Source organism: Pseudomonas sp. ADAK7, assembly GCF_012935675.1.
Classification (GTDB): Bacteria; Pseudomonadota; Gammaproteobacteria; order Pseudomonadales; family Pseudomonadaceae; genus Aquipseudomonas.
Map to the genome: position 1 here is coordinate 269,590 of NZ_CP052861.1, position 25,177 is coordinate 294,766.

General features: G+C 61.1%; 24 protein-coding genes. 11 read left to right on the top strand and 13 right to left on the bottom strand.

Annotated elements, in window-relative coordinates:
* Positions 1-70: 70 nt before the first annotated feature.
* Positions 71-829, top strand: coding sequence for an ArsR/SmtB family transcription factor (locus HKK53_RS01370; protein ID WP_169368971.1), 759 nt, complete (start codon positions 71-73; stop codon positions 827-829).
* Here HKK53_RS01370 and HKK53_RS01375 read toward each other — a convergent pair.
* Entirely contained in the window at positions 775-1,116 is a 342-nt protein-coding gene (locus HKK53_RS01375; protein ID WP_123408798.1) for a hypothetical protein, read from the bottom strand. The two genes, HKK53_RS01370 and HKK53_RS01375, sit on opposite strands and share 55 nt — an antisense overlap.
* Before the next feature lie 158 nt (positions 1,117-1,274).
* Here HKK53_RS01375 and HKK53_RS01380 point away from each other — a divergent pair, with 158 nt between their 5' ends.
* Positions 1,275-2,495: a putative DNA modification/repair radical SAM protein gene (locus HKK53_RS01380; RefSeq protein ID WP_169368972.1), complete on the top strand. Its 1,221-nt coding sequence runs from the start codon at positions 1,275-1,277 to the stop codon at positions 2,493-2,495.
* Complete coding sequence (locus HKK53_RS01385; RefSeq protein WP_169368973.1) at positions 2,492-3,313, top strand: TIGR03915 family putative DNA repair protein; 822 nt, start codon at positions 2,492-2,494, stop codon at positions 3,311-3,313. The genes HKK53_RS01380 and HKK53_RS01385 overlap by 4 nt, the downstream gene beginning before the upstream one ends.
* Before the next feature lie 79 nt (positions 3,314-3,392).
* Here HKK53_RS01385 and HKK53_RS01390 read toward each other — a convergent pair whose 3' ends face one another.
* From HKK53_RS01390 to HKK53_RS01410, 5 genes are all read right to left on the bottom strand, one after another.
* Positions 3,393-4,412 carry a branched-chain amino acid aminotransferase gene (locus tag HKK53_RS01390; protein WP_169368974.1) on the bottom strand — a complete coding sequence of 340 codons (1,020 nt, stop codon included), beginning with the start codon at positions 4,410-4,412 and terminating at the stop codon, positions 3,393-3,395.
* A 297-nt stretch (positions 4,413-4,709) separates the two neighbouring features.
* Positions 4,710-6,092: a dihydrolipoyl dehydrogenase gene (gene lpdA / locus HKK53_RS01395; RefSeq protein ID WP_169368975.1), complete on the bottom strand. Its 1,383-nt coding sequence runs from the start codon at positions 6,090-6,092 to the stop codon at positions 4,710-4,712.
* 3 nt (positions 6,093-6,095) lie between these two features.
* Entirely contained in the window at positions 6,096-7,373 is a 1,278-nt protein-coding gene (locus HKK53_RS01400) for a dihydrolipoamide acetyltransferase family protein (protein ID WP_169368976.1), read from the bottom strand.
* Entirely contained in the window at positions 7,374-8,432 is a 1,059-nt protein-coding gene (locus HKK53_RS01405; protein ID WP_054054417.1) for an alpha-ketoacid dehydrogenase subunit beta, read from the bottom strand. It abuts the gene before it with no gap.
* 1 nt (position 8,433) lies between these two features.
* Entirely contained in the window at positions 8,434-9,669 is a 1,236-nt protein-coding gene (locus HKK53_RS01410; protein WP_169368977.1) for a 3-methyl-2-oxobutanoate dehydrogenase (2-methylpropanoyl-transferring) subunit alpha, read from the bottom strand.
* Between the two features lie 186 nt (positions 9,670-9,855).
* Between HKK53_RS01410 and bkdR the strand changes: the two genes are divergently transcribed.
* Positions 9,856-10,344, top strand: a complete 489-nt coding sequence (gene bkdR, locus HKK53_RS01415) for a Bkd operon transcriptional regulator BkdR (protein ID WP_169368978.1) — start codon at positions 9,856-9,858, stop codon at positions 10,342-10,344.
* A gap of 123 nt (positions 10,345-10,467) precedes the next feature.
* Here bkdR and HKK53_RS01420 read toward each other — a convergent pair whose 3' ends face one another.
* A complete protein-coding gene (locus HKK53_RS01420) occupies positions 10,468-11,331 on the bottom strand; it encodes an MBL fold metallo-hydrolase (RefSeq protein WP_169368979.1) in 864 nt (287 codons plus the stop codon).
* A 103-nt stretch (positions 11,332-11,434) separates the two neighbouring features.
* Between HKK53_RS01420 and HKK53_RS01425 the strand changes: the two genes are divergently transcribed.
* The 6 genes from HKK53_RS01425 to nahK all read left to right on the top strand — a co-directional run bounded on the left by HKK53_RS01425 (position 11,435) and on the right by nahK (position 19,525).
* Entirely contained in the window at positions 11,435-11,770 is a 336-nt protein-coding gene (locus tag HKK53_RS01425; RefSeq protein WP_123508688.1) for an ArsR/SmtB family transcription factor, read from the top strand.
* A 278-nt stretch (positions 11,771-12,048) separates the two neighbouring features.
* Positions 12,049-13,293, top strand: a complete 1,245-nt coding sequence (locus HKK53_RS01430) for an NAD(P)/FAD-dependent oxidoreductase (protein WP_169368980.1) — start codon at positions 12,049-12,051, stop codon at positions 13,291-13,293.
* Positions 13,294-13,302: 9 nt separating this feature from the next.
* Positions 13,303-14,109, top strand: a complete 807-nt coding sequence (locus HKK53_RS01435; RefSeq protein ID WP_169368981.1) for a sulfite exporter TauE/SafE family protein — start codon at positions 13,303-13,305, stop codon at positions 14,107-14,109.
* 210 nt (positions 14,110-14,319) lie between these two features.
* Positions 14,320-15,504, top strand: coding sequence for a porin (locus HKK53_RS01440; RefSeq protein ID WP_169368982.1), 1,185 nt, complete (start codon positions 14,320-14,322; stop codon positions 15,502-15,504).
* Between the two features lie 291 nt (positions 15,505-15,795).
* A complete protein-coding gene (nosP, locus tag HKK53_RS01445) occupies positions 15,796-16,959 on the top strand; it encodes a nitric oxide-sensing protein NosP (protein WP_169368983.1) in 1,164 nt (387 codons plus the stop codon).
* A complete protein-coding gene (nahK, locus tag HKK53_RS01450) occupies positions 16,889-19,525 on the top strand; it encodes a hybrid sensor histidine kinase/response regulator NahK/ErcS' (RefSeq protein WP_442962277.1) in 2,637 nt (878 codons plus the stop codon). The genes nosP and nahK overlap by 71 nt, the downstream gene beginning before the upstream one ends.
* 184 nt (positions 19,526-19,709) lie before the next feature.
* Here the strand turns inward: nahK and HKK53_RS01455 are convergent, their stop codons facing one another.
* The 6 genes from HKK53_RS01455 to HKK53_RS01480 all read right to left on the bottom strand — a co-directional run bounded on the left by HKK53_RS01455 (position 19,710) and on the right by HKK53_RS01480 (position 24,896).
* Positions 19,710-20,375 (bottom strand): response regulator transcription factor, encoded by a 666-nt coding sequence (locus HKK53_RS01455; RefSeq protein WP_123508683.1) that lies wholly within the window; start codon positions 20,373-20,375, stop codon positions 19,710-19,712.
* A 56-nt stretch (positions 20,376-20,431) separates the two neighbouring features.
* Complete coding sequence (locus tag HKK53_RS01460; RefSeq protein ID WP_169368984.1) at positions 20,432-20,989, bottom strand: PQQ-dependent catabolism-associated CXXCW motif protein; 558 nt, start codon at positions 20,987-20,989, stop codon at positions 20,432-20,434.
* A gap of 215 nt (positions 20,990-21,204) precedes the next feature.
* A complete protein-coding gene (locus HKK53_RS01465; RefSeq protein ID WP_169368985.1) occupies positions 21,205-21,996 on the bottom strand; it encodes an ABC transporter permease in 792 nt (263 codons plus the stop codon).
* Positions 21,993-22,724: an ABC transporter ATP-binding protein gene (locus HKK53_RS01470; protein WP_169368986.1), complete on the bottom strand. Its 732-nt coding sequence runs from the start codon at positions 22,722-22,724 to the stop codon at positions 21,993-21,995. The genes HKK53_RS01465 and HKK53_RS01470 overlap by 4 nt, the downstream gene beginning before the upstream one ends.
* The gene (locus HKK53_RS01475) at positions 22,721-23,680 is read right to left on the bottom strand and encodes a YVTN family beta-propeller repeat protein (RefSeq protein ID WP_169368988.1); all 960 of its coding nucleotides are present in this window, start codon (positions 23,678-23,680) and stop codon (positions 22,721-22,723) included. Before HKK53_RS01475 ends, HKK53_RS01470 begins: the two co-directional genes overlap by 4 nt.
* A 31-nt stretch (positions 23,681-23,711) precedes the next feature.
* Positions 23,712-24,896, bottom strand: coding sequence for an ABC transporter substrate-binding protein (locus HKK53_RS01480; RefSeq protein WP_169368989.1), 1,185 nt, complete (start codon positions 24,894-24,896; stop codon positions 23,712-23,714).
* Between the two features lie 156 nt (positions 24,897-25,052).
* Between HKK53_RS01480 and HKK53_RS32760 the strand changes: the two genes are divergently transcribed.
* The gene (locus HKK53_RS32760) at positions 25,053-25,175 is read left to right on the top strand and encodes a hypothetical protein (protein WP_272900293.1); all 123 of its coding nucleotides are present in this window, start codon (positions 25,053-25,055) and stop codon (positions 25,173-25,175) included.
* Positions 25,176-25,177 lie beyond the last annotated feature (2 nt).

Consider the following 25,177-nt stretch of genomic DNA (forward strand, 5'->3'; position numbering starts at 1 on the left):
TGTTCGGGGTGGGGAAAGTGTTGCTACTATCTCCAACTCACAAGGGGCTTGATTCGTCCGGGAGCGAAATATGCACGTTGAACAGCACGACATCGGCGTCTCTCAGGTCGCCGCCGCGATTGCGGAACCGGCCCGGACGAAGATCCTCTGTTCGTTGATGGACGGCCACGCCCGCACCAGCACCGAGCTGGCGGCGATTGCCGAGGTCAGCGCGTCCACCGCCAGTGCGCACTTGGCCAAGCTCAAGGAGTCGGCGCTGGTGCGCTTGCACGTCCAGGGCCGCCATCGGTATTACAGCCTTGCGGACAAGCGCGTGGCCCAGGCGCTGGAAGCCTTGATGGTGATCGGCCAGAACGCCGCACCGACCTTCAACCCGCGCACCCCGGATCGCCTGCAATTCGCCCGCACCTGCTATGACCACATGGCCGGCACCCTCGCGGTGTTGCTGCATGACCGGATGATCGAGGCGGGGTGGTTGCTGGAGACGGATGAGCAGGTTTATCAACTGAGCGAGAGTGGCGAGGCGTTGTTCGAAGGGTTGGGGATCGAGGCCAAGGATTTGAGCACGATGCGTCGTCGCTTCGCGTGCCCGTGCCTGGACTGGAGCATGCGCCGGCCGCATCTGGGCGGTTCGTTGGGAGCGGCGTTGCTGCAGGTGGCGATCAAGCGCAAATGGGTGACCCAGGACCTGGACAGTCGGGCGTTGGCATTGACGGCGGCGGGGCGCAAGGAGATGGGCGCGCGGTTTGATCTGGTGTTGCCGGCCGATCTTTCCTACGCCCGAAAGTCCCAGACGTACTCCACCACCCGCACCGCCAGCACCAGGTAGATCAAAAACAAAATCACCTGGAATGCCGTGTGATAGGGCAGTCGCGACAAGCGCCGCAGACCGTCGCTGACGCTGAGCAACATCAGCAGCGCAGACACTGCAATCAGCGCCCAGCCCGCCACGTCCGAGGTGAGCAGCCCCATGTACGGATGGTGCTCGCTGTGCAACGCATTGGTACCCGCCGCGAACAATAACGCGCAGACCAGCAGGTTCTTGATGTTATCGAACACCTGCGTGGTGAAGTCGGTGTCCAGCAAGGCCAGATACTTTCGCCAGAATTTGCCCATGGTTTTTCCACTTCAGTCGATGGCGGCTGCACGCGGCAAGTTTAGTGAGAAATCGGGACGGGCGCCGATTTCATCTGATCCGACGAGGGGCGCGTCGGTGGGTTGTGCGTCGAAGGTCGAAGCTATACTGTATATTCAAACAGTATAAGGCGTGCCTCATGGAAATCATCGACAAGCTCAGCATTCTCGCCGACGCCGCCAAGTATGACGCGTCCTGCGCCAGCAGCGGCGCGCCCAAGCGCAGCTCCGAAGGCAAGAGCGGGCTGGGTTCCACCGATGGCATGGGCATCTGCCATAGCTATACGCCGGACGGGCGTTGCGTATCGTTGCTGAAGATTCTCCTGACCAATTTCTGTCTCTACGACTGCCAGTATTGCGTCAATCGCCGTTCCAGCGATGTGCCGCGGGCGCGGTTCACCCCGGAAGAAGTGGTGACGCTGACTCTGGATTTTTATCGACGCAATTGCGTCAGCGGCTTGTTTCTCAGTTCGGGAATCATTCGTTCGGCCGACTACACCATGGAGCAACTGATCCGCGTGGCCAAGCTGTTGCGCGAAGAGCATGAGTTCCGCGGCTACATCCACCTCAAGACCATTCCCGAAGCCGATCCGGCGCTGATCGTGGAAGCGGGGCGCTATGCCGACCGGTTGAGCGTCAACATCGAACTACCCACCGATCTCAGCCTGCAAACCCTGGCCCCGGAAAAGCAGCTGGGCTCGATCAAACAGGCGATGCAGACCATCTACACCGGCGAGCAAACCGTGCTTAATGAGCCTCGGGCCCCGAAATTCGCCCCGGCCGGGCAGAGCACGCAAATGATCGTCGGCGCCGATGACACCGACGACAGCACCATCCTGCACAGTGCTCAGGCGCTGTATGGCAACTATCGCCTGCGGCGGGTCTATTACTCGGCGTTCAGCCCGATCCCCAATAGCCCGAAAAGTGTGCCGTTGGCGGCGCCGCCGCTGATGCGCGAACACCGTTTGTACCAGGCCGATTTTCTGCTGCGCAGCTATGGCTTCACCGCCGGCGAGTTGTTCAAGGGACCGGGGGATCTGGCCCTGGACATCGACCCGAAACTGGCCTGGGCGCTGGAGAATCGCAACGTGTTTCCGCTGGACCTCAATCGCGCTGAGGCTTCGTTGATCGCGCGGATTCCGGGGATTGGCCTGCGCACCACCGAACGCCTGGTGCAACTGCGCCAACAGCGGCGCATTCGTTATGAAGACCTGGCGCGCATGCGTTGCGTGCTGGCCAAGGCCAAGCCGTTTTTTATCACCAGTGATTACCACCCGCAGCAGGCGGAAGTCACCAGCCATTTGTTGTATCAACAACTGCGCGACCGGCCGCAACCGCAGCAGATGGGGTTGTGGGGATGATCAGCCTGGATTGCGACGATCTGTTCGACACCTGGCGGCAACAGGCGCGGTGGCTGCTCAGTCATGAAGTTGACCCTAGCCTGGTCAGTTGGGTGACGGAGGGCGTCACTGATCTATTCGCCAGCGATGACGCGCCTCCCGAGGGCAATGGCCCGTTTCAGGCGCGGATCCCGTTGGCGTTGCTAGGCATTCTCGAGAGCGCCGCCCGCTACCGTGGCGATCAGCGCTGGAGTCTGCTCTATGAAGTGTTGTGGCGGGTCAGCCATGGCGACCGAACGGCGATGCTGGCCGGCGACAGGCTTGGCAGTGAACTGCAACGGCGGATCAAGCAAGTGCAACGCGAAGCCCACCATTTGCATGCGTTTGTGCGGTTCGTCGAGCGGCCCCAGACTGAAGGCCCGCAATACGTCGCGTGGCATGAACCGGCCCACGACATCCTGCACAGTGCCAGCGAGCACTTTGTCGGTCGCATGGGCCGCCATCGCTGGTTGATCGCCACGCCACGCGACGGCGTTTATTACGATGGCGAACACTTGATCCATGAACGTCGCTGTCCGGTGGAATGGCAACAACTGGCGCAAAACGTCGACGACCCTCACGGTGATATGTGGCTGACCTACTACAGCCACATCTTCAACCCGGCGCGGCTGAACCCGAAGGTCATGCAAGGGCATCTGCCGACTAGGTTCTGGAAAAACCTACCTGAAGGCGTGTTGATTCCGGGGCTGATCACCCAGGCGCGCACCGGCAAGCAACAGGATGGGCAGGCGAGCGGGATTGCCGGGAGGCAGGGGAAGCGGATTGGCATGAAGAGCTAAAGATCTTTTGATTTTGCTTTATCCAACAAAAAGCCCCCGTCGATCACTCGATGGGGGCTTTTGTGCAACGGGCGTCAGGTCAAACCTTGACGATCCAGCCCGCTGGCGCTTCGATGTCGCCGGTTTGTACACCGGTCAGCTCTTTGTAGAGCTTCTGGGTGACCGGGCCGACTTCGGTTTCGCTGTGGAACACGTGCAGGTGGTCGTTGTAGCTGATGCCGCCGATTGGCGTAATCACGGCAGCCGTACCGCAAGCGCCGGCTTCCTTGAAGTCCGACAGTTTGTCGATCAGCACATCGCCTTCAACCACTTCCAGGCCCAGACGCGATTTTGCCAGTTCGATCAACGACAGGCGGGTGATGCCTGGCAGGACCGACGGTGACTTCGGGGTGACGAACTTGTTGTCGTGGGTGATCCCGAAGAAGTTGGCCGAGCCGACTTCCTCGATTTTGGTGTGGGTCATCGGGTCCAGGTAGATGCAGTCGGCAAAGTGCGCCTTCTTGGCTTGGGAGCCGGGCATCAGGCTGGCGGCGTAGTTGCCACCGACCTTGGCCGCACCGGTGCCTTGTGGGGCGGCGCGGTCGAAGCTGGAGATCAGGAAGTTGTGCGGGGTCAGGCCACCCTTGAAGTAGGCGCCGACCGGAATGGCGAAGATCGAGAAGATGAACTCCGGTGCAGTGCGCACGCCGATGTTGTCACCGACGCCGATCACGAACGGACGCAGGTACAGCGCGCCGCCAGTGCCGTAAGGCGGGATGAAACGCTCGTTGGCGCGGACCACGGCTTTGCAGGCTTCGATGAACTGCTCGGTTTCCACGAACGGCATCAGCAGGCGTGCGCAGCTGCGCTGCATGCGCAGGGCGTTCTGGTCCGGGCGGAACAGGTTGATCGAGCCGTCCTTGCAACGATAGGCCTTCATGCCTTCGAAGCATTGCTGGCCATAGTGAAGGGCAGTCGAGCCTTCGCTGATGTGCAGCACATTGTCTTCGGTCAGGGTGCCTGCGTCCCACTCGCCATTGCGCCAGTACGACAAGAAACGCTTGTCTGTCTTGATGTAGTCAAAACCCAGCTTGTCCCAATTGATGCTTTCGTTACCCATGACACCCTCTATCACTGAACAACCGCCGAAACGGTTCAAGGCTTCTGACGTTTTTTGGATGGGGACAACAATACTTCATTCCGGGCCTGTTTCGCAGCCTGGAATTCGATCTCTACGACCATCGACGCACCGATGTAGCAGCTGTCGAGCACCGCGAGGCAGCGTTCGGCGACGCAGTCGTCGTAAAACCGGCGATTGCGTTCTTTCAGACTGACCGCGTCAGCCGGATTACGACGACTGCGTCGCCGAACGCTGCCTCGCTCCGCTCGACAGCTGCTACAGGAGTTGTGCTCGGTTTTAGAGGTGCAGCGCGTGGCCAAGTGCACGCAACGCCGCTTCCTGCACCGCTTCGCCCAGTGTCGGGTGCGCGTGGATGGTGCCGGCGATGTCTTCCAGTCGTGCGCCCATTTCCAGGCTCTGGCCGAACGCTGTCGACAATTCCGACACGCCCACACCTACCGCCTGCCAACCCACAATCACATGATTATCCCGACGAGCGACCACCCGGACGAAGCCGGTTTTCGATTCCAGGGTCATCGCCCGGCCATTGGCGGCGAACGGGAAGCTGGAAACGATGCAGTCCAGCCCGGCAGTCTCGGCCTCAGTCGGCGTCTTGCCGACCACCACCAGTTCCGGGTCGGTAAAGCACACGGCAGCGATGGCAGTCGGATTGAATTCGCGGGATTTGCCGCTGATCAGCTCGGCGACCATTTCGCCCTGGGCCATGGCCCGGTGCGCGAGCATCGGTTCGCCACTCAGGTCGCCGATGGCGTAGACGTTGCGCATGCTGGTCTGGCAGCGGTTGTCGATCTTGATCGCCGAACCGTTCATCGCCAGATTCAGCGCTTCCAAGTTCCAGCCCTGGCTGTTTGCCTTGCGCCCGACCGCCACCAGGACCTGATCGGTTTCCAGGTTCAGGGTGTCGCCATTCGGATCAAACACTTGCAGTGTATTACTAGCCGAATCAAAGCCTTGCACGCTGTGCTTCAAGTAAAGCTTCACGCCGAGATGCTTGAGCGCTTCGTGCACAGGGTGCGTCAGTTCGGCGTCGTAAGCCGGCAGGATCCGATCCTGAGCCTCGACCACACTGACCTCGGAACCGAGCTTGCGATAGGCAATCCCCAGCTCCAGGCCGATGTAACCGCCACCGACCACGATCAGCCGTTTAGGCACGCTTTTCGGCGCCAGGGCTTCGGTGGAGGAGATGATCGGCCCGCCAATCGGCAGCATCGGCAGGTTCACGCTTTTCGAACCGGTGGCCAGCACCAGGTGCTCGCATTGAATGCGCGTGTCGCCGACTTCAACAGTCTTGCCGTCGATAACCTTGGCCCAGCCTTGAATGACCTGGACCTTGTGCTTCTTCAGCAGCGCCGAAACGCCAGTGGTCAGGCGATCAACGATGCCGTCCTTCCACTCGACGCTCTTGGTGATGTCGAGGGTCGGCGCGGAAACGCTGATGCCCAGGGCCGAATGCTGGCTGTGATGCTGAGTCTGGTGAAACTGCTCAGCCACGTGAATCAGCGCCTTCGACGGAATGCAGCCGATGTTCAGGCAAGTGCCGCCCAACGATTCGCCTTCCACCAGAATGGTCGAAATGCCCAGCTGACCGGCACGGATCGCCGTGACATAACCGCCAGGGCCGCCGCCGATAATCAGCAGCGTGGTGTTCAATGATTGCATTTCCTACTCCACAAACAGGGTGGCGGGTTGTTCGAGCAAGCCACGGATGGCCTGGATGAATTGCGCCGCGTCCATGCCATCGACCACGCGGTGATCGAAGGAGCTGGAGAGGTTCATCATCTTGCGAATCACGATCTGGCCTTTGACCACCATCGGGCGTTCGACGATTTTGTTCACGCCGACGATCGCCACTTCCGGCAGGTTCAGCACCGGCGTGCTGACGATGCCGCCCAATGCGCCGAGGCTGGTCAGGGTGATAGTCGAGCCGGACAGCTCATCACGGCTGGCCTTGCCATTACGCGCAGCAGTCGCCAAACGCGAGATTTCCGACGCGCTGTTCCACAGGCTGCGGGCTTCGGCGTGACGGACGACGGGTACCATCAAACCAATATCGCTTTGCGTGGCGACGCCGACATGCACCGCGCCGAGGCGGGTGATGACTTGGGCTTCATCGTCGTAACGGGCGTTGATCTGCGGGAAGTCGCGCAGGGCAACCACCAGCGCACGAACCAGGAACGGCAGCAAAGTCAGCTTGCCGCGAGTCGCGCCGTGTTTTTCGTTCAAGTGCGCGCGCAGTTCTTCCACGGCCGTGACGTCGATTTCCTCGACATAGCTGAAGTGGGCGGCGCGCTGGGTGGCGTCCTGCATGCGCTGGGCGATCTTGCGGCGCATGCCGATCACCGGGATTTGCTCTTCGTCGTTACGCTGGGCATAAGCAGCGGCAACCGGTGCCGAGGCATTCGACTGACCCTGGGCCAGATAGGCGTCGAGGTCTTCGTGCAGTACGCGACCCGCCGGGCCAGTGCCACGCACCAGGCGCAACTGGATGCCGAGGTCCAATGCATGTTTGCGCACGGCCGGGGAGGCCAGTGGGCGTTCGTCGGCTTCACGGGCAACCATCGGGCCTTGGCACACGGCGGCTGGGCGAGGTGCCGCCACCGGTTTGCTTTCAGCTTCAACGTTAGGCGCCACCGCCACCACCGGTGCTTCTTTAACGGCAACGGCTGCAGGCTGAGCGGACTCTTTATAGTTGCCCGCGCCTTCCACTTCAATGCTGATCAGGATGCTGCCAACCGCCATGACTTCGCCCGGCACACCGCCCAGCGAAATGACTTTGCCATGCACCGGCGAAGGGATGTCGACCATCGCCTTGTCGGTCATTACATCGGCCAGCACCTGATCTTCAACGACCATGTCGCCGACTTTCACGTGCCACACCGACAATTCAACTTCTGCAATGCCTTCACCAATGTCCGGCATTTTAATAACGTGCGTGCCCATTCAGACCTCCATAACCCGTTTCAACGCCGCGCCCACTCGGGACGGCCCTGGGAAATACGCCCACTCTTGCGCGTGCGGGTAGGGGGTGTCCCAACCGGTGACGCGTTCGATCGGCGCTTCCAGGTAGTGGAAGCAATGCTCTTGCACCAGGGCGACCAGTTCGGCGCCGAAACCGCAGGTGCGGGTGGCTTCGTGAACGATCACGCAGCGACCGGTTTTCTTAACGGACTTGACGATGGTTTCCAGGTCCAGTGGCCACAGGCTGCGCAGGTCGATGACTTCAGCGTCGACACCGCTTTCTTCAGCGGCGACTTGCGACACGTAAACCGTGGTGCCGTAGGTCAGGATCGTCACTTCCTTGCCCGGACGGGCGATGGCAGCAACGTCCAGCGGCACGGTGTAGTAACCGTCCGGCACTTGCGCGGCCGGGTGTTTCGACCACGGAGTTACCGGGCGGTCGTGGTGGCCGTCGAACGGGCCGTTGTACAGGCGTTTTGGCTCAAGGAAGATCACCGGGTCATCGTTTTCGATGGAGGCGATCAGCAAGCCTTTGGCGTCATACGGGTTGGACGGCATGACGGTGCGCAGGCCGCAGACCTGGGTGAACATGGCCTCGATGCTCTGGCTGTGGGTCTGGCCACCGTAGATGCCGCCGCCGCAAGGCATGCGCAGGGTCATCGGCGCGGTGAATTCGCCGGCCGAGCGATAACGCAGGCGGGCGGCTTCGGAAATGATCTGGTCCGACGCCGGGTACACGTAGTCGGCGAACTGAATCTCGGCCACCGGCCGCAGACCGTAGGCGCCCATGCCCACGGCGACGCCGACGATGCCGCTTTCGGAAATCGGCGCGTCGAACACCCGGGAGGTGCCGTACTTGCTCTGCAAGCCTTCGGTGCAACGGAACACGCCGCCGAAGTAACCCACATCCTGGCCGAACACCACGACGTTGTCGTCGCGCTCAAGCATCACGTCCATGGCCGAGCGCAGGGCCTGGATCATGGTCATGGTGGTCGTGGTCATGGCGGTTTCCAATTCAATGCTGGTGTTGTGGTCGTTCATGTCAGATCCCCAACTCTTGACGCTGGCGCTTCAAGTGCTCCGGCATCTCTTTGTAGACGTCTTCGAACATGGTCGCGGCGCTTGGCGTCTGGCCGCCGGCGAGGGTGCCGTACGTTTCGGCTTCTTTCTGCGCGGCGATGACTTCGGCTTCCAGTTCGGCGCTGACGGCGGTGTGTTCCTCTTCGGACCACTGGCCAATCTTGATCAAATGTTGCTTGAGACGCGCGATCGGATCGCCCAACGGGAAGTGGCTCCAGTCGTCGGCGGGACGGTATTTCGAAGGATCATCAGAAGTCGAGTGCGGGCCGGCGCGGTAGGTGACCCATTCGATCATGGTCGGGCCGAGATTGCGGCGCGCCCGTTCGGCGGCCCAGGCAGAGGCGGCATACACTGCAACGAAATCGTTGCCATCGACCCGCAGTGAAGCAATCCCGCAGCCAACGCCACGACCGGCGAACGTGGTGGCTTCACCACCGGCAATCGCCTGGAACGTGGAAATCGCCCACTGGTTGTTGACCACGTTGAGGATCACCGGTGCGCGGTAAACGTGGGCGAAGGTGAGGGCGGTGTGGAAGTCGGATTCAGCGGTGGCGCCGTCGCCGATCCAGGCCGAAGCGATTTTGGTGTCGCCCTTGATCGCCGAGGCCATGCCCCAGCCCACACCTTGTACGAATTGGGTGGCGAGGTTGCCGGAAATAGTGAAGAAGCCGTGATCGCGTACCGAGTACATGATCGGCAACTGCCGGCCCTTGAGCGGATCGCGCTCGTTGGACAGCAGTTGGCAGATCAGGTCCACCAGCGGCACTTCGCGGGCCATCAGGATGCTTTGCTGGCGATAAGTCGGGAAGCACATGTCGTCAATGTTCAAGGCCAGGGCCTGGGCGCTGCCGATGGCTTCTTCGCCGAGGCTTTGCATGTAGAACGACATTTTTTTCTGACGCTGGGCGACCACCATGCGGTTGTCGAAAATCCGCGTCTTGAGCATGGCGCGCATGCCTTTACGCAGGATCTCGGACGGCACACCTTCGGCCCATGGGCCAAGCGCGTTGCCCTGGTCGTCGAGCACGCGAATCAGGCCCTTGGCCAGGTCAGCGGTGTCGGCCGGTTCAACGTCGATTGGGGGTTTGCGCACCAGGCCTGCATCAGTCAGATGCAGGTAGGAGAAGTCGGTTTTGCAGCCGGGACGGCCCGAAGGTTCGGGAACGTGCAGGCGCAGCGGTTCGTACGCTTGGTTCATGGCTTCTACGCTCGATCTTGTGAATTTTTTGTAGTGAGCTGACGGTCATTCCACGGTGAGTGGAAATCTTGTCCTACAAACATCATAGGCCCGGCGCAGGAGAATATTTATCTGTGTTTCGTTGCGTTGGCGGTCATTTGAGGATAAAAAATCTGCATAAACAAAAATAACAGGTGGTTTTGTCTCATGCGCAAATTGGATCGTACCGATATCGGCATTCTCAATAGCCTTCAGGAGAACGCCCGCATCACCAACGCCGACCTGGCCCGCTCGGTGAACCTGTCACCGACCCCGTGTTTCAACCGGGTCAAGGCGATGGAAGAACTGGGGCTGATTCGCGAACAGGTAACGCTGCTGGATGCCGACCTGCTGGGGCTGCATGTGAATGTGTTCATTCACGTCAGCCTGGAAAAGCAGGTGGAAGAGGCGCTGGCGCATTTCGAAGAAGCGATTTCCGATCGGCCGGAAGTGATGGAGTGCTATTTGATGGCGGGGGATCCGGATTATCTGATCCGGGTGCTGGTGCCGACGATTCAGTCACTGGAGCGCTTCATGATGGATTTCCTGACCAAAGTCCCCGGGGTTGCCAACATTCGTTCGAGCTTTGCGCTCAAGCAAGTGCGCTATAAAACCGCGCTGCCGTTGCCGGCGAATGGGTTGACCCTCGGCGGTTGACGCTGGTGATCGTTCCCACGCTCCGCGTGGGAATGCATCCCGTGACGCTCTGCGTCACATCCGAAGCGGAACGCGGAGCGTCCCTGGCGGCATTCCCACGCGGAGCGTGGGAACGATCAAGCGTTAGAGTTTGTTGATGGGGATCTTCAGGTAAGTGACGCCATTGTCCTCAGCCGGCGGCATATTCCCCGCCCGCACATTCACCTGAATCGCCGGCAGCAACAAATTCGGCATGCCCAGCCCGGCATCGCGCTGGGTTCGCATGGCCACAAACGCCGCCTCATCCACGCCGTCATGCACATGAATGTTGCTCCTGCGCTGTTCGCCCACGGTGGTCTGGCACTCAGGTTCACGACCTTCGGGCGGGTAGTCATGGCAAACGTACAGCCGCACGCCAGCAGGGAAGGCCAACAGCTTGTGGATCGAGGCGAACATCTGATTGGCATTGCCGCCGGGGAAGTCGCAACGCGCGGTGCCGACATCCGGCATAAACAGCGTATCGCCCACCAGAATCACATCACTGTCGATCAAATACGCCATGTCCGCCGGCGTATGGCCGGGTACATGCAGGGCCGTGGCCTTGAGATTGCCGATCATGAACGACTCGTCCGGCGCGAACAGATGATCGAACTGTGAGCCATCGACACAAAATTCCGGCTCGAGATTGAACAGGGACTTGAACACGCCCTGGACCTTGCTGATCGACTGCCCGATCGCGATCTTCCCACCCAGTTCGCGACGCAGATACGGTGCGGCGGACAGGTGATCGGCGTGGGCGTGGGTTTCCAGCAGCCATTGCACTTGCAGCTGGTGTTCACGGACGAAAGCGATGACGCGATCAGCCTGCACCGTGGTGGTTCGCCCGGCCGCCGGGTCGTAATCGAGCACCGGGTCGACGATCGCGCAGTGCCCGCCAGCCTGCTCGTAGATCACGTAGCTGTAGGTTGACGAGGCGGGGTCGAGGAAGGCTTCAATCAGCGCGGGCATGGGACACGGACCTGTGGAAAGGTGGAAAGACAGTAACCGGTTGCAACACTTTATGTTTACACATAATGTCTGCAGCTTAAGTGACGTCGAAGGCATCCTGCAAATGCAATCCAGTCTGACCGAATGTGAAGTCGCCCAACTGCGGGCATCGGCCTCCAAAGCTTGCGCGCTGCTCAAGGCTTTGGCCAATGAGGATCGCTTGCTGATTCTCTGCCAGTTGACCCAGGGCGAACGCAATGTGGGCGAACTGGAAACCATGACCGGTGTGCGCCAGCCGACACTGTCGCAACAGTTGGGCATTTTGCGCGATGAAGGTCTGGTCGCGACCCGGCGTGAAGGCAAATACATTTTCTATGGGCTGGCCAGTCACGAAGTGATTCAAGTGATGAAGACGCTGTCCGGCCTGTATTGCGGAGCGGTATTGAAAAGCTGGGGCTGATCACATCTCTGTAGCAGCTGCCGAGGCACGAGGCTGCGTTCGGCTGCGAAGCAGTCGTAAAACCTGAACACGCGGTCTTCCTGAAGCACCGCATCGCCTGATTTTACGACTGCTTCGCAGCCGAACGCAGCCTCGTGCCTCGGCAGCTGCTACGAGCGAACGCAGCCTTGTGCCTCGGCAGCTGCTACGAGTGAACGCAGCCTCGTGCCTCGGCAGCTGCTACAGAGAAAGTGCTTGACCCGACTAAATGCGTGCAGCAGTAAAAAAGGGAACAACCAATGAACGATCAACACTGGGGCCCAACCATCAGTGCAGACATCGTGGTGATAGGCGGCGGCACGGCAGGGATTGGTTTTGTCGCCAGCCTGCTCAAGCGCGATCCGTCGTTGCACATCACCGTTATCGAACCCAACGCCCAACACTTCTATCAGCCGGCCTGGACCTTGGTCGGTGGTGGCGCCTACACCGTGCAAGACACGGTGCGGCCGATGGCCAGCGTGATGCCGCGTCAAGCCACCTGGCTGCAAGCGGCCGTCACTGACATCGCCGCCGACAGCAAGCACCTGACCCTCGACGATGGCCGCACCGTTGGCTATCAAAACCTCATCGTCTGCCCCGGCTTGCGCCTGGCCTGGGAGAAGATCGAAGGCTTGCAGGACACTCTCGGCCAAAACGGCGTGACCTCCAACTACAGCTATCAACACGCGGCCTACACCTGGGAACTGGTGAAGAACCTGCGCGGTGGCAAGGCGATTTTCACCCAGCCGCCGATCCCGATCAAATGCGCCGGGGCGCCGCAAAAGGCTTTGTACCTGTCCTGCGATCACTGGTTGAAAAGCGGTGTGCTGAAGCAGATCGACGTCGAGTTCAACCTCGCCGGCGCCGCGTTGTTCGGCGTGCCGACGTTCGTGCCGCCGCTGATGAAGTACATCGAAAAATACAACACGCGATTGGCCTTCACCTCCAACCTGATCAAGGTCGATGGCCCGGCGAAAACCGCGTGGTTCGAGGTCAAGGATGGGGCGGGCGCGGTCACTGTCGAAGAAAAAACTTTCGACCTGCTGCACGTAGTGCCGCCGCAAGTCGCCCCGGATTTCATCCACCAAAGTCCCTTGGCCGACGCCGCTGGTTGGTGTGAGGTAAACATGCACACGCTGCAGCACGTGCGTTATCCCGAGGTGTTCGGCCTGGGCGATATCTGCTCCACCAGCAACGCCAAAACCGCCGCTGCCGTGCGCAAGCAAATCGTAGTAGTCGCGGAAAACCTGTTGGCCCTGCGTAAGCAACTGCCGCTGCCGCTCAAGTACGACGGCTACGGTTCCTGCCCGCTGACGGTGGAGAAGGGCAAGGTGATCCTCGCCGAATTCGGCTATGGCGGGAAGTTGCTGCCGACCTTTCCCCTCGACCCGACCGTGGCCCGTCGCTCGGCGTGGTGGCTCAAGGCGACGTTGCTGCCGTGGTTCTACTGGAACGGCATGCTCAAGGGTCGCGAATGGCTGACCGCTGTGTCCAAGGTCGATTGAGAGAACCCTATGCTGCTGGCAAGTTTTTTTGGTGTGCTGATGGGCCTGGTCCTCGGTTTGACCGGCGCCGGAGGCGGGATTCTCGCGGTGCCGGCGTTGGTGCTGGGCCTGGGCTGGACCATGACCCAAGCGGCGCCGGTCGCGTTGTTTGCGGTGGGCAGTGCGGCAGCGGTCGGCGCCATCGACGGCTTGCGCCATGGCCTGGTGCGATATCGCGCGGCGTTGTTGATTGCCTTGCTGGGAGCGATTTTTTCGCCGCTCGGTATCTACTTCGCCCATCAGTTGCCGGAAAAGATCCTGATGATTCTGTTCAGCCTGCTGATGGTCATGGTGGCCTGGCGGATGTTGCGCAAGGAGCGTCAGGACGAAGGCCCAAGCGACCATGGCCACGCCAACTGGGGCCAGAAAAACTGCATGCTCGATCAACAGACCGGACGCTTTTCCTGGACCGCCAAATGCACCGCGACCCTGGCGGCCCTCGGCGCAGTGACCGGGGTGGTGTCGGGGTTATTGGGTGTGGGTGGCGGCTTTCTGATCGTCCCGGCGTTCAAGCAACTGACCGACGTGCAGATGCGCGGGATCATCGCCACCTCGTTGATGGTGATCAGCCTGATCTCGGCCATCGGCGTGATCGGCGCGTTTCACGCCGGGGTGCGAATCGATCGTCTGGGCGTGGCGTTTATCGTCGCCAGCATTGTCGGCATGGTCATTGGCCGCAAGCTCTGCGCCCGGGTTCCCGCCCGAACGCTGCAAGTTGGCTTCGCCAGTGTCTGCGTCGTAGTCGCCGCGTACATGCTGTTTAGAGCGGGCGTCTAACCGGTAGTGGTTCCTCCGGGCGCCAGTACCGCTCGCAGGCGTACGCCCAAAGTTCCGGGCCTTGCCGTGGCCCGGTCTTACGCCGGATTTGCCGCGCGCCACCGGCCCGTCCAAAGCACTTCACAACCGCCTCCAAGGCAGCGTATGACGCCGCCGGTCAGCTTTCGATAATCGCCTCCGACAACTTGTCCCCCTGTTGCGGAGCGCGTCATGCCTAACAATAAGAACTTCACGCATCGTTTCTTGCCTGCCGTTATCGCCGGTCTGTCGTCCCTAAGCCTGAGCTCACTGGCCGAGGCCGAGATCATGCTGTACGACAAGGACCAGACCACGTTCTCCACCGACGGCTACATCAACGCCTTCTATGTGAACAGCAAGGTCGACCGCGCCGGTGATCAGTACGACCGTCGGCAGGCACGAGTGAAGATGGGTTTTTTGCCCAACTATCTGGGCTTCAACATGGGCAAGCAGGTCGATGACCTCAAGCTCGGCGCCCGCGCTTCGTTCTGGGTGACCATCAACGACAGCGAAACCAACGGCACCGACACCGCCATCGACGTGCGCCAGTTCTACGGCACCGTGGCCAATCCGGAGTGGGGCGAGGTGCTGATCGGCAAGGACTTCGGGCTGTTTGCCCGTTCCAACATCCTGCTCGATGAACTGCTCGCCGGTTACGGCCAGGTCAGCGATAGCCTGGGGCTGGTGGACGGTGGTGGGGTGTCGTTCGGCAATATCGGCAGTGGTTATCCGTACCCGTTTCCCACCTCGCAAATTACTTACCGCACCCCGGTGATGGACGGCCTGCGCGTGGCGGTGGGGATCATGGACCCGGTGGACACCAACGACAGCAGTCCGTTGGGCAAGGCCTACCAGGAAAATCCGCGCACCGAGAGCGAGATCACCTACCAGTTCGATGTCGCCGGGGCGAAGATCTACAGCTGGGTCAACGGCAGCTACCAGACCTCGGACAACACCGATTCCAGCGTCCAGTCCGTCACCTCCAAAGGCCTCGGCTACGGCGTGCAGGCGAAAATGGGCGGGTTATCGCTGACCGGCTCCGGGTTCCAGGCCAAGGGCATCAACCCGTTCTTCACCAACAATGCCGGCGAAGCGACGTTGCGCAATGTCGACAGCAAAGGCTATCTGATGCAGGGTTCGTACAAACTGGGCAAGAACCGTTTGGCGCTGTCCTACGGCAAGACCAACGACGATGGCAACGGCGTGGTGGGCAGCGGCGCAGACTATGAAACCCGCGGTATTGCGCTGTTCCATGACGTCAATGACAACCTCAAGTTGGTGGCCGAGTACAACCAGTTCAGCATCGATGGCCACGACACCAATGCGCAGAACGAAGACACCGATACGGTTGCGGTGGGGGCGGTGCTGACCTGGTAAGGCTTGGGTGGCGAGTCTGGCTGCGCGCATCGCGGCGAGATTCGCCCCCACACAGATCCGTGTAGGAGCGAGGCTTGCCCGCGAAGAGGTCGTCACATTCAACATCAATGTCGACTGACACACCGCTTTCGCGGGCAAGCCTCGCTCCTACACGGATCTGTGTGGGGTTTTGTAGATCTGTCACCACTCTCATCCCATCGAAGCCCAAGACCGCTACCCAAGTAGCATACGTCCCGGCCCGCAGGCTTCGTACACTCGCACCTCATACATGCGCACCTGCGGGAGGCGACGATGCAGCAGGTCCAGAGTGAAGGCGTGGTCAGCGCGATGTCCCAGGCCACCGATGCACAGCAGGCGGCCCAGGAGTTGGCGCGACAGCTGTTGCATCCGCACCTGGGCTTTGTGCTGTTTTTCTGTTCCGCCGAGTACGACTTGCAGGCGCTGGGCCAGGCCTTGCAGCAGAGCTTCGGCGGGATTCGCCTGGTGGGTTGCACCAGCGCCGGAGAAATCACCCCGCAAGGTTACGGCCGCAACTGCGTGACGGCGGTGGGTTTCGATCATCGGCACTTTTCCATCGCCATCGAATTGATCGACGAAATGGAGCGCTTCAGCCTGATCGACGCCCAGCAAATGGTCGAACGCCTGGTAGGCGGTTGCCGCAGCAACACCCTGGCGCCGATCAAGGGCAACAGCTTCGCGCTGACCCTGCTCGATGGCCTGTCCAGCCGTGAGGAAATGGTCCTCGCCGCATTGAGCGCAGCGTTGGGCGACATCCCGCATTTCGGCGGTTCTGCCGGCGATGACAACTACCTGACCCACACCCATGTGTACTTCGATGGCGCGTTCCACAGCGGCGCGGCGGTGGTGGTGCTGGTCAACACCTGGCTCGACTTCGAAGTCTTCACCACCCACCACATCCTGCCCCGGGCGGAAAAACTGGTGGTCACCGGGGCTGACAGCGCGTCGCGACGGGTTTTCGAACTCAACGCCGAGCCCGCCGCCGAGGAGTATGCCCGGCACATCGGCGTTCCGGTGGCCGAGCTCGATCACCGGATCTTCGCCGCGCACCCGTTGGCGGTACGGATCAACGATCAGTACTACGTGCGCGCCATCCAGCAGGTGCACCCGGACCTGAGCCTGAGTTTTTACTGCGCCGTGGAAAACGGCATCGTCCTCACCGCCATGACCCCCGGTCCCATGCTGCCGAACCTGCAAGCGCTGTTCGAAGGCCTGGAAGAACGCCTCGGCGAGCTGTTGCTGACCATCGGCTGCGACTGTTTTCTGCGGCGCCTGGAATTGGAAGAGCGCGGCAGCCTGGAACCGATCGGGGCGTTTTTGCGCGAGCATCGGGTGATGGGGTTCAACACCTACGGAGAACAGTTCAATGGCATGCACATCAACCAGACCTTCACCGGGGTTGCCATTGCCCGAGGCCGTTCCCCTGGACACCGTTGAGCTCCAGGCGCAGATCGCCAGCCTGCAGCGCGACAACCACAAATTGCAGCGCATCAACGGCGCGCTGATCGAACGCATCGAATCCGGCATCACCCGTGGCAACGACCCGTATGCGGCGTTCCAGCATTCGGTGGTATTGGCCGAGCAGGTCCGCGAGCGCACCGACGCGCTGAACCAGGCCATGGCCGAGCTCAAGGCCGGCAATCACCTGCTCAGCGATGCACGGCTGCGCGCCGAAACGGCGCACCAGCATTTGATCGACGCGATCGAGAGCATTTCCGACGCCTTCGTGCTGTTCGACGAAGACCAGCGCATCGTGCTGTTCAACAGCCGTTTCAAGGCCTTTTGGGGTAACAGCCGGGTGCGGATCATCGCCGGCATGCACCTGGCCGAGGTCAAGCGGTTGATGACGGCGACTGGGTTGTTCACCGAAGAACCTCGCGGCCATGCCGACCAGAATCTGTTGTATCGCCTGCAAAATGGCCGCTGGTTGCAAGTCAGCGAACGGCCGACCCAGGAAGGCGGGCGGGTGATCCTGTTCACTGACATCACCGACGTCAAACTCAGCGAAACCGTACGTCGTGAGCAAGCCGTGGCGCAGAAATCCCACCTGCTGCAACGGGCCGTGGACAACCTGTCCCAAGGCGTGGCGATGGTCAACGCCGACGGCATTCTGGAATTGTGGAACCGGCGTTTCCTGGAACTCAGCGGTTTGGCGCCAGTGGCAGCCCATCGGCCGTTCGCCGAAGTGATCGCCGACAGCGAATTGAACCTGCTGACCCCGGCCAGTCGCGACAGCAATGGCCGGTCGGTCCAGGAATGCGAACAGCGCCTCTACGATGGCCGAGTGTTGGAAATCCGCACCCATCCACTGCCCACTGGCGGCTTCGTCAACACCTTCACCGACATCACCGAACGCTACCAGCACGCCGAAGCCCTGAGCGAAAGCGAGCGCTGGATTCGCCTGATCACCGACCATGTGCCGGCGTTGATCGCCTACCTGAACGCCGATCTGGTCTACGAATTCACCAACAAGGTCTATGAGGAATGGTACTGCTGGCCCCGGGGCGTGATGCTTGGGCAGAGCCTGCGCGAGGTGCACAGCGAGCAGCATTACCAGCGCCTGGAAGCCTACGTCAGCCGGGCCCTGGCCGGGGAGAGCGTGACGTTCGAGTTCGCCGAAACCAACATCAACAATCAGGAGCGCTACATGCTGCGCTCCTACGTGCCTAATCGCCTGGCCACTGGAGAGGTGGTGGGGATTTTTGTGCTGATCCGCGACATCACCGAACGCCGCCGCACCGCCGAAGCCTTGCACCAGGCCTATCAAAACCTTGAGTTGCGGGTGCGCGAACGCACGGCGGAACTGACTACCCTCAACGATCAACTGCTGCGCGAAATCGACGAGCGTCGGCGTGTGGAATCACGTCTGCGCGAAGCCAAGCTTGAAGCCGAGCAGGCCAACCTGTCGAAGACCAAGTTTCTCGCCGCCGTCAGCCACGATCTGTTGCAACCGCTCAACGCCGCGCGGCTGTTTACCAGCGCCTTGCTCGAACGCCGGGAGCCGGTGGCCAACGCAATTCTGGTGCGCAACGTCAGCAATTCCCTGGAAGACGTGGAAAACCTGCTGGGCACCCTGGTGGACATTTCCAAGCTCGACGCCGGGGTGATCAAGGCCGATATCGCGCCATTCGCCCTCAGCGAATTGCTGGAAAACCTCGCCGCCGAATACACCCAAGTGGCTCGCAGCGAAGGGCTGGAACTGCATTTCATCCCGTGTTCGGCGCTGGTGCGCAGTGATATTCAGTTGCTGGCGCGGATCCTGCGCAATCTGCTGAGCAATGCGATTCGCTACACCTACAGCGGTCGCGTGGTGCTCGGTTGTCGCCGGCATCATCAGCGCTTGTCGATTGAAGTCTGGGACAGCGGCATGGGCATTGCCGAAAACCGACTGGAAGAAATTTTCCAGGAGTTCAAACGTGGCGATGTGCAGCGCCCGGATCAGGATCGCGGGTTGGGCCTGGGTTTGGCGATTGTCGAGAAAATCGCCGGGATCCTCGGGCATCGGATTCATGTGCGTTCGTGGCCGGGCAAGGGCTCGATGTTTTCCGTCGAAGTGCCGCTCAGCGCCACGGCGCCCAAGGCGTTGCCGAATTTGCTGATGAGCGAGCCGATGCTGGAACGCCTGCGCGGTGCGCGGGTGTGGGTACTGGACAACGACGCGGCGATTTGCGCGGGCATGCGCACATTGCTCGAAGGGTGGGGGTGTCTGGTGGTGACGGCGCTGTCGGAGCAGGACCTGGCGCGGCAAGTGGACAACTATCACGAAGAGGCCGATTTGCTGATTGCCGACTATCACCTGGACGATGACCAGAACGGCGTCGATGCCGTGGCCCGGATCAATGCGCGGCGTGGTTCAGCCATTCCGGCGATGATGATTACGGCTAATTACAGCAATGAGCTCAAATTGCAGATCCGTGAGTTGGGGCACACCTTGATGCATAAGCCGGTACGGCCGATGAAGCTCAAGACGGCGATGAGTCATTTGCTCGGCCCAGCCCACTAACCCAAGTTGCCCCAGAACCTGTGTAGCAGCTGGCGAAGCCTGCGTTCGGCTGCGAAGCAGTCGTAAACCCTGACGGCGCGGTCGTCCTGATGAACCCCACTACCTGATTCACGACTGCTGCGCAGCCGAACGCAGGCTTCGCCAGCTGCTACAGGGAGTGTGTCCTGCGCTCAGGAGTTGTGTTTCAGCGCCGCAGATAAGACCCGAAATCTATGTCCCCCGCGCTAAGAATTGCTTGCACCCGGTTGTGCACATTGAGTTTGCGCAGGATCGCCGAGACGTGGGCCTTGACCGTGGTTTCGGCGATTTCCAGGGTGTAGGCGATCTGTTTGTTCGACTCGCCCTTGGTCATGCGTTCCAGCACCAGCAACTGCTTGCGGGTCAGGGCCTGGAGCAGTTCCGGCGGGAAGCTCGGGTTGTCATTCATCCGCCGGTGGGTGCCGGGTTTTTGCGTGCGGATGATGTCGGGCGGCAGGTACACATTGCCGTTGAGGATCTGCTGGATGGCCTCGGTCATTTGCAGCCGTGGCGAGGATTTGGTGATGAAACCCACCGCGCCGTAGGTAATGGCTTGCAGCACGATCTGCTTGTCCTGCTCGGCGGAGACGATCACCACCGGAATGGTCGGCGCCTCGTTGCGCAGGTTGATCAGGCCATTGAGGCCGTGCATGCCGGGCATGTTCAGGTCGAGCAGGATCAGGTCCAGATCGTCGTGTTCCTGGGTCAGCAGCAGGGCGCTGTCCAGGTCGGCGGTTTCCATCACTTCGCTGCCGGGGAAACCGTCGCTGATGACGTTATGAATGGCTTCGCGAAACAGCGGGTGATCGTCGGCAATCAGAATTTTGTACATAGCCATTCACCTCATTATTGTGTTTTTGGGTGGGGCAACAACGTGCAAGTGTTCAGTCAGGGAAAGGGCTCGGGCTGGGCGGGCGCAACGGGCAGGTTCGCCGCTTGCCAGGCATCCAGGCCATCGCGATACCAATACACAGTCTTATAGCCCATCGCGGCGGCGCGTTTGACCGCGTTCCAGCTCAACCAGCAATCGGAACGGCAGTAGAAGACCAGCGGTTGCTGGTGATCGCCGTCAGTCAGTTGGTCCAGATTACGCGCAAAGTAGGCTTGCCAGTCAGGTGTCAGGTCACCATCACCGGTATTCGCCAGCCAGTGGCTGCCGGGCAGGTTCTCGTGAGGCTGATCTTCGATGAACTGCCCTTGCAGCCACTGGCGGCGGTAGACGTCGATCAACACCGGGCGCGGAGTCCGGGTGAGCAGGGCTTGCAAGGCGGACGTATCGAGAATGGTCGCACCCGGAAGCTGATCGGGCGTCGGGCTGCGGTACAGGCCGATGCGGTAGCCGTCGGCGGAAAACAGCGGGGTTTCGGCCTGCGCGGTGCTCAGCAGCAGGCTAAGCGACAGGGCAGCGAGGCAAGGGCGCAGCAGACGACGTCGGGCACGCGGCATGGGGTTCAATCCTTATAGTTATGAACCTATTACATGCCAGTCGCGGTGCGATGGGAATGCGACGATAGACAGGTAAAGCAGTACTAAAGTAGTAATTTCACCAGGCTGATCGTTCCCATGCTCCGCGTGGGAATGCAGCCCGGGACGCTCCGCGTCCCAAAGCGGACGCGGAGCGTCCATTGAGGCATTCCCACGCGGAGCGTGGGAACGATCAGTTAGGTGGCTTTGCGCACGGCGGCGTGCTGCGGGTTGAAGGTGAGTACGGCGAGTAGCACGAACACCAGCGTCAATCCCACGCACACCGCCAGTGCCAATGGATTGAAGCGCTCATACAGCGCAAACCGCACCAATTCCACCGCGTGGGTAAACGGGTTCAACGCGCACAACCAATACAACCACTCACTGGACTCGCGCATTTTCCACAGCGGATACAGCGCCGACGACAGGAAAAACAGCGGGAAGATCACGAAATTCATCACCCCGGCAAAGTTTTCCAACTGGCGGATCGCATTTGACAGCAACAGCCCCAGCGCGCTGAGCATCAACGCCACCAGCAGCAACGCCGGCAAGGCGATCAGCAGGCCCATGGGCGGTGGTTGCACGCCGTACACCCAGGCAATCGCCAAAAACGCATAGACCTGCAACAGCGAAATCAGCGATGTCGCCAACAACTTGCTGCACAGCAGAAAGGTCCGGGGCAGGGGACTGGTCAGCAGCACGCGCATGCTGCCCATTTCTCGGTCATAGACCATCGACAGCGAACCCTGCATGCCGTTGAACAGCAGGATCATGCAGGCCAGCCCCGGAATGATGTACACCTCGTATGGAATGTAGGTGTCGTAAGGCTCGATGATCGCGATGCCCAGTGCCGCGCGAAACCCGGCGGCGAACACCAACAGCCACAACAACGGCCGCACCAGCGCGCTGAGAAACCGCGTGCGCTGCAACACAAAACGCAGCCATTCGCGCAGCACGATGCCGTTGAAACACTGCCAGTAAGCATTCATCGGGCGGCTCCTGAGGTGGTCAGTCGAGAGAACGCTGAACCGAGGTCGCCACCGTGTTCCAGGCTCAGGGCGTCGGCTTGTCCACTGGCGACCAATCGTCCTTGATGAAGAATCAACAAGTCATCGCTTGGCTGCACTTCATCCAGCAAGTGAGTGGTCCACAGCACGCTGATGCCTTGCTCACGGCACAGGCTGCGGATGTGTTGATTGAGCGCCAAGCGACTGGCCGGGTCGAGGCCGACGCTGGCTTCGTCCAGCAACAACAAGCGCGGCTCATGCAGCAAGGCGCGGGCGATTTCCACCCGGCGACGGTGGCCGCCATTCAATTCGCGGACTTTTTCGCGACGGCGTTCGGTCAACGCCTGGCGCGCCAGTTCGGCTTCTACCCGCAGCCCGGTCTGGCGCCGGGACAGGCCGTGCAGTGCGGCGTGATAACGCAAGTTCTGCTCGACGCTGAGGTCCAGGTCCAGCGTGCTTTGCTGAAACACCACGCCCAATTGCTTGAGCGCCGGGCGCGGGGCATCGCGCAACGAGCAGCCGCCGACCCGAATGTCTCCGCGCTGCACATCATACAGCCGCGTCAGCAGGGCAATCAGCGTCGACTTCCCCGCACCGTTCGGCCCCAGCAACGCGGCAAAACGGCCCGGCGCCAGGTTGAAACTCACCTGGCGCAGGGCCTCTTTCGCCCCATAACTGAAGCTCAGTTCGCTGACTTCCAGGGCGTTCATGGCGTGACCACCACGCCCCACGGATAGCGCCCGACCTTGATCGATTTGCTGACCTTGAGGCTGTCGATATCGATCACCGACACATCGCCGCTGACCCCATTGGTGGCGAGTAATTGCTTCTGGTCCGGGGTAAACGACATCTGCCAGACCCGGCGTCCGACCAGCAGGTAATCCAGCACCTCGAAAGTCTTGGCATCGACCACCGCCACATGGTTGGCCGGGCCGAGGGCGACGAAGCCGTACTTGCCGTCGGCGCTGAGCTTGATCCCCACTGGCTGCACCTTGTCCGGGTGCACGCCCTTGATCTGGAAGTTCATGTTCTTGAGGATCTTGCGCGTCGCCACATCGAGAATCGTCACCGTGCCGCCGATTTCCGCCGAGGCCCAGAGCTGCGAGCCGTCCGGGGAAAACTCGACGAACCGCGGCCGCTGATCCACCAAGGTGCTGTCGGCCAATGTCTGGGTGCTGGTGTCGATCCAGTGCAGCATGTTGGTGGTTTCGCTGGTGTTCACCGCCCATTTGCCATCGGGGCTGACCGCCATGCCTTCGGGCTCGACGCCGACGTTGATCTGGCTCAGCACCTTCGAGGTTTCGGTATCGATCACCGTGACCAGGGCATCGTCTTCGTTGGAAACGTACAGCCAGCGATTATTCGGGTGCAGGGCGAATTGCTCAGGGTCTTTGCCCGACGGCAGCTCCTTGATGATCTTGCGCGTGGCCACGTCCATCACCTGAACCCGGTCCGAATCGCTGGCGCAGATGTACAGCAGCTTATTGTCGTGGGACAGCAACAGACCGCGCGGGCGCTGGCCGACGGGCAGGGTGTCGGTGACTTGCAGGGTCTGCATGTCGATCAGGCTCAGGCTGTTGTCCTTTTCGTTGGAAACCCAGGCGGTGCTGGCCACGGCGTGCCCGGCGGCAAGCAGCAGGGCGCATGAGAGCAGGGTACGGCGCATGGCAGATTCCTTTTTATTGTTGTGAAGAAAATCAGGGAAAGCGGCAGCTCACTTCGGGCTTGTCGTAGCCCAGGCTGTCCATTTCGTTGAACGGGTGCAGGAAACCGTCCTGGGGCGAAGTGCTGACCAGCGCTCGCGGTTGCACGATGGGGATTGGCTGGCGCAACTGGCCGTTCCACGGTCGATAGCTGAGCTTGCGGCCCTTGAAACCGTCCAGCGGCAATTGATCGCTGATCTCCAGCGCCCGGATCGCCATTGGATCGACCTGGCGCAATTTGCTCACCGCGCTGGCGATGCTGCGCACGGCCATCCATGCGGCGAAATCCCGGTCATTCATCCAGCGTCCGGCCACGGCCTCGAAGCGCTTCTGCAATTGGGCGGCGCCGTAGGTTTCTACGGTTTTGTGCCAGCCCACCGGGGTCAGGCCCTGGGTGCCGGCGACCGGGCGGGGATACCAGGTCTGGTAGGGCACGTATTCGCCGAAGTCGCCGCGTTCATCGGCCACCAGCACCACGTCGTACTCGGCGGTCTGGGTGAACAGCGGCATGTCGGCCTGGGCGCTGCGGCGTTGATCGTTGTCGAAGCTCCAGTCCTTCTCAGCCACCAGTTTCACGCCGAAGCGTTTGGCGGACCGACGCAGGGCGGCGGCGTAGGCTTGATCGTCCGGGGTCGGGCCGACGATCAACAGCGCCCGCTGCCATTTGCGCACCACCAAAAACTGCGCCAGCGCATCGGCGAGCATCGCCCGGCTCGGCAGGCTGTGCAGCACGTTCGGCAGGCAATTGGTGGTGCGCAGGCTGTCATCCGGGCTGCCGGCGTTGAACAGCAAACTGTCGGTCAACACCGCGCTGAGCCGGCGCAGGGTTTCCACCGGAGCGTTGACCACAAACAGACGCAGGCCTTGTTCGTGCTGGGCCTTGGCCGCTTCGATCAGCGCATCCGGGCTGTCGGCGCTGGCGCTGACCAGGTTGTAGCTGTGGTTGAGGAAACGCCCGGTGCTGTTGCTGTCGGTGATCGCCAGTTCGGCGCCGCGCAGCCCGGCATCGGTGGGCTCGGGAATGACATTGGACAGCAGCGGGCCCGGATCGGGGCGATAACCCAGGTAGCCGATCTGCACCTGTAACGGCGCGTCGGCGGCCTGGCTCTGGGTCGCCAGCCCGGCGGCGCAGGCAATCGCCAGCAGGTAGATCAAGGCGTAGGGGGCAAGCTGGCGCATAAGGCACTCCATGACGGTAGCGCCAGCATAGGAAGCCTGCGGGACAGAGGAAATATGCAGAAAGTAGCGCTAAGGCAGTACCAAGGTAGTAACTCATCTACGGCGGCGCGGTTTTAGCATGGGTTTCGACGGCCATTACCGAGGAGGGGATCGACCATGCGTATTCTCAAAGCGCTGCTCCTGCCGTTGTTGCTGATCCTGACCCTGATCGGCCTCGACAAATTTCATGGCCCGCGACCGGCATTGGTGCAGGCCTTGCCCATGACACCGGGGCGCTAGGC

Excerpts from the sequence above, each read along its gene's own strand:
- lpdA (WP_169368975.1), bottom strand. The coding sequence starts at position 6,092 with ATGCAATCATTGAACACCACGCTGCTGATTATCGGCGGCGGCCCTGGC.
- nosP (WP_169368983.1), top strand. The coding sequence starts at position 15,796 with ATGCAGCAGGTCCAGAGTGAAGGCGTGGTCAGCGCGATGTCCCAGGCC.
- bkdR (WP_169368978.1), top strand. The coding sequence starts at position 9,856 with ATGCGCAAATTGGATCGTACCGATATCGGCATTCTCAATAGCCTTCAG.
- HKK53_RS01430 (WP_169368980.1), top strand. The coding sequence starts at position 12,049 with ATGAACGATCAACACTGGGGCCCAACCATCAGTGCAGACATCGTGGTG.
- HKK53_RS01435 (WP_169368981.1), top strand. The coding sequence starts at position 13,303 with ATGCTGCTGGCAAGTTTTTTTGGTGTGCTGATGGGCCTGGTCCTCGGT.
- HKK53_RS01455 (WP_123508683.1), bottom strand. The coding sequence starts at position 20,375 with ATGTACAAAATTCTGATTGCCGACGATCACCCGCTGTTTCGCGAAGCC.
- HKK53_RS01460 (WP_169368984.1), bottom strand. The coding sequence starts at position 20,989 with ATGCCGCGTGCCCGACGTCGTCTGCTGCGCCCTTGCCTCGCTGCCCTG.
- HKK53_RS01370 (WP_169368971.1), top strand. The coding sequence starts at position 71 with ATGCACGTTGAACAGCACGACATCGGCGTCTCTCAGGTCGCCGCCGCG.
- HKK53_RS01380 (WP_169368972.1), top strand. The coding sequence starts at position 1,275 with ATGGAAATCATCGACAAGCTCAGCATTCTCGCCGACGCCGCCAAGTAT.
- HKK53_RS01480 (WP_169368989.1), bottom strand. The coding sequence starts at position 24,896 with ATGCGCCAGCTTGCCCCCTACGCCTTGATCTACCTGCTGGCGATTGCC.
- HKK53_RS01420 (WP_169368979.1), bottom strand. The coding sequence starts at position 11,331 with ATGCCCGCGCTGATTGAAGCCTTCCTCGACCCCGCCTCGTCAACCTAC.
- HKK53_RS01375 (WP_123408798.1), bottom strand. The coding sequence starts at position 1,116 with ATGGGCAAATTCTGGCGAAAGTATCTGGCCTTGCTGGACACCGACTTC.
- HKK53_RS01440 (WP_169368982.1), top strand. The coding sequence starts at position 14,320 with ATGCCTAACAATAAGAACTTCACGCATCGTTTCTTGCCTGCCGTTATC.
- HKK53_RS01400 (WP_169368976.1), bottom strand. The coding sequence starts at position 7,373 with ATGGGCACGCACGTTATTAAAATGCCGGACATTGGTGAAGGCATTGCA.
- HKK53_RS01425 (WP_123508688.1), top strand. The coding sequence starts at position 11,435 with ATGCAATCCAGTCTGACCGAATGTGAAGTCGCCCAACTGCGGGCATCG.
- HKK53_RS01465 (WP_169368985.1), bottom strand. The coding sequence starts at position 21,996 with ATGAATGCTTACTGGCAGTGTTTCAACGGCATCGTGCTGCGCGAATGG.
- HKK53_RS32760 (WP_272900293.1), top strand. The coding sequence starts at position 25,053 with ATGCGTATTCTCAAAGCGCTGCTCCTGCCGTTGTTGCTGATCCTGACC.
- HKK53_RS01470 (WP_169368986.1), bottom strand. The coding sequence starts at position 22,724 with ATGAACGCCCTGGAAGTCAGCGAACTGAGCTTCAGTTATGGGGCGAAA.
- HKK53_RS01410 (WP_169368977.1), bottom strand. The coding sequence starts at position 9,669 with ATGAACCAAGCGTACGAACCGCTGCGCCTGCACGTTCCCGAACCTTCG.
- HKK53_RS01385 (WP_169368973.1), top strand. The coding sequence starts at position 2,492 with ATGATCAGCCTGGATTGCGACGATCTGTTCGACACCTGGCGGCAACAG.
- HKK53_RS01405 (WP_054054417.1), bottom strand. The coding sequence starts at position 8,432 with ATGAACGACCACAACACCAGCATTGAATTGGAAACCGCCATGACCACG.
- nahK (WP_442962277.1), top strand. The coding sequence starts at position 16,889 with ATGGCATGCACATCAACCAGACCTTCACCGGGGTTGCCATTGCCCGAG.
- HKK53_RS01475 (WP_169368988.1), bottom strand. The coding sequence starts at position 23,680 with ATGCGCCGTACCCTGCTCTCATGCGCCCTGCTGCTTGCCGCCGGGCAC.
- HKK53_RS01390 (WP_169368974.1), bottom strand. The coding sequence starts at position 4,412 with ATGGGTAACGAAAGCATCAATTGGGACAAGCTGGGTTTTGACTACATC.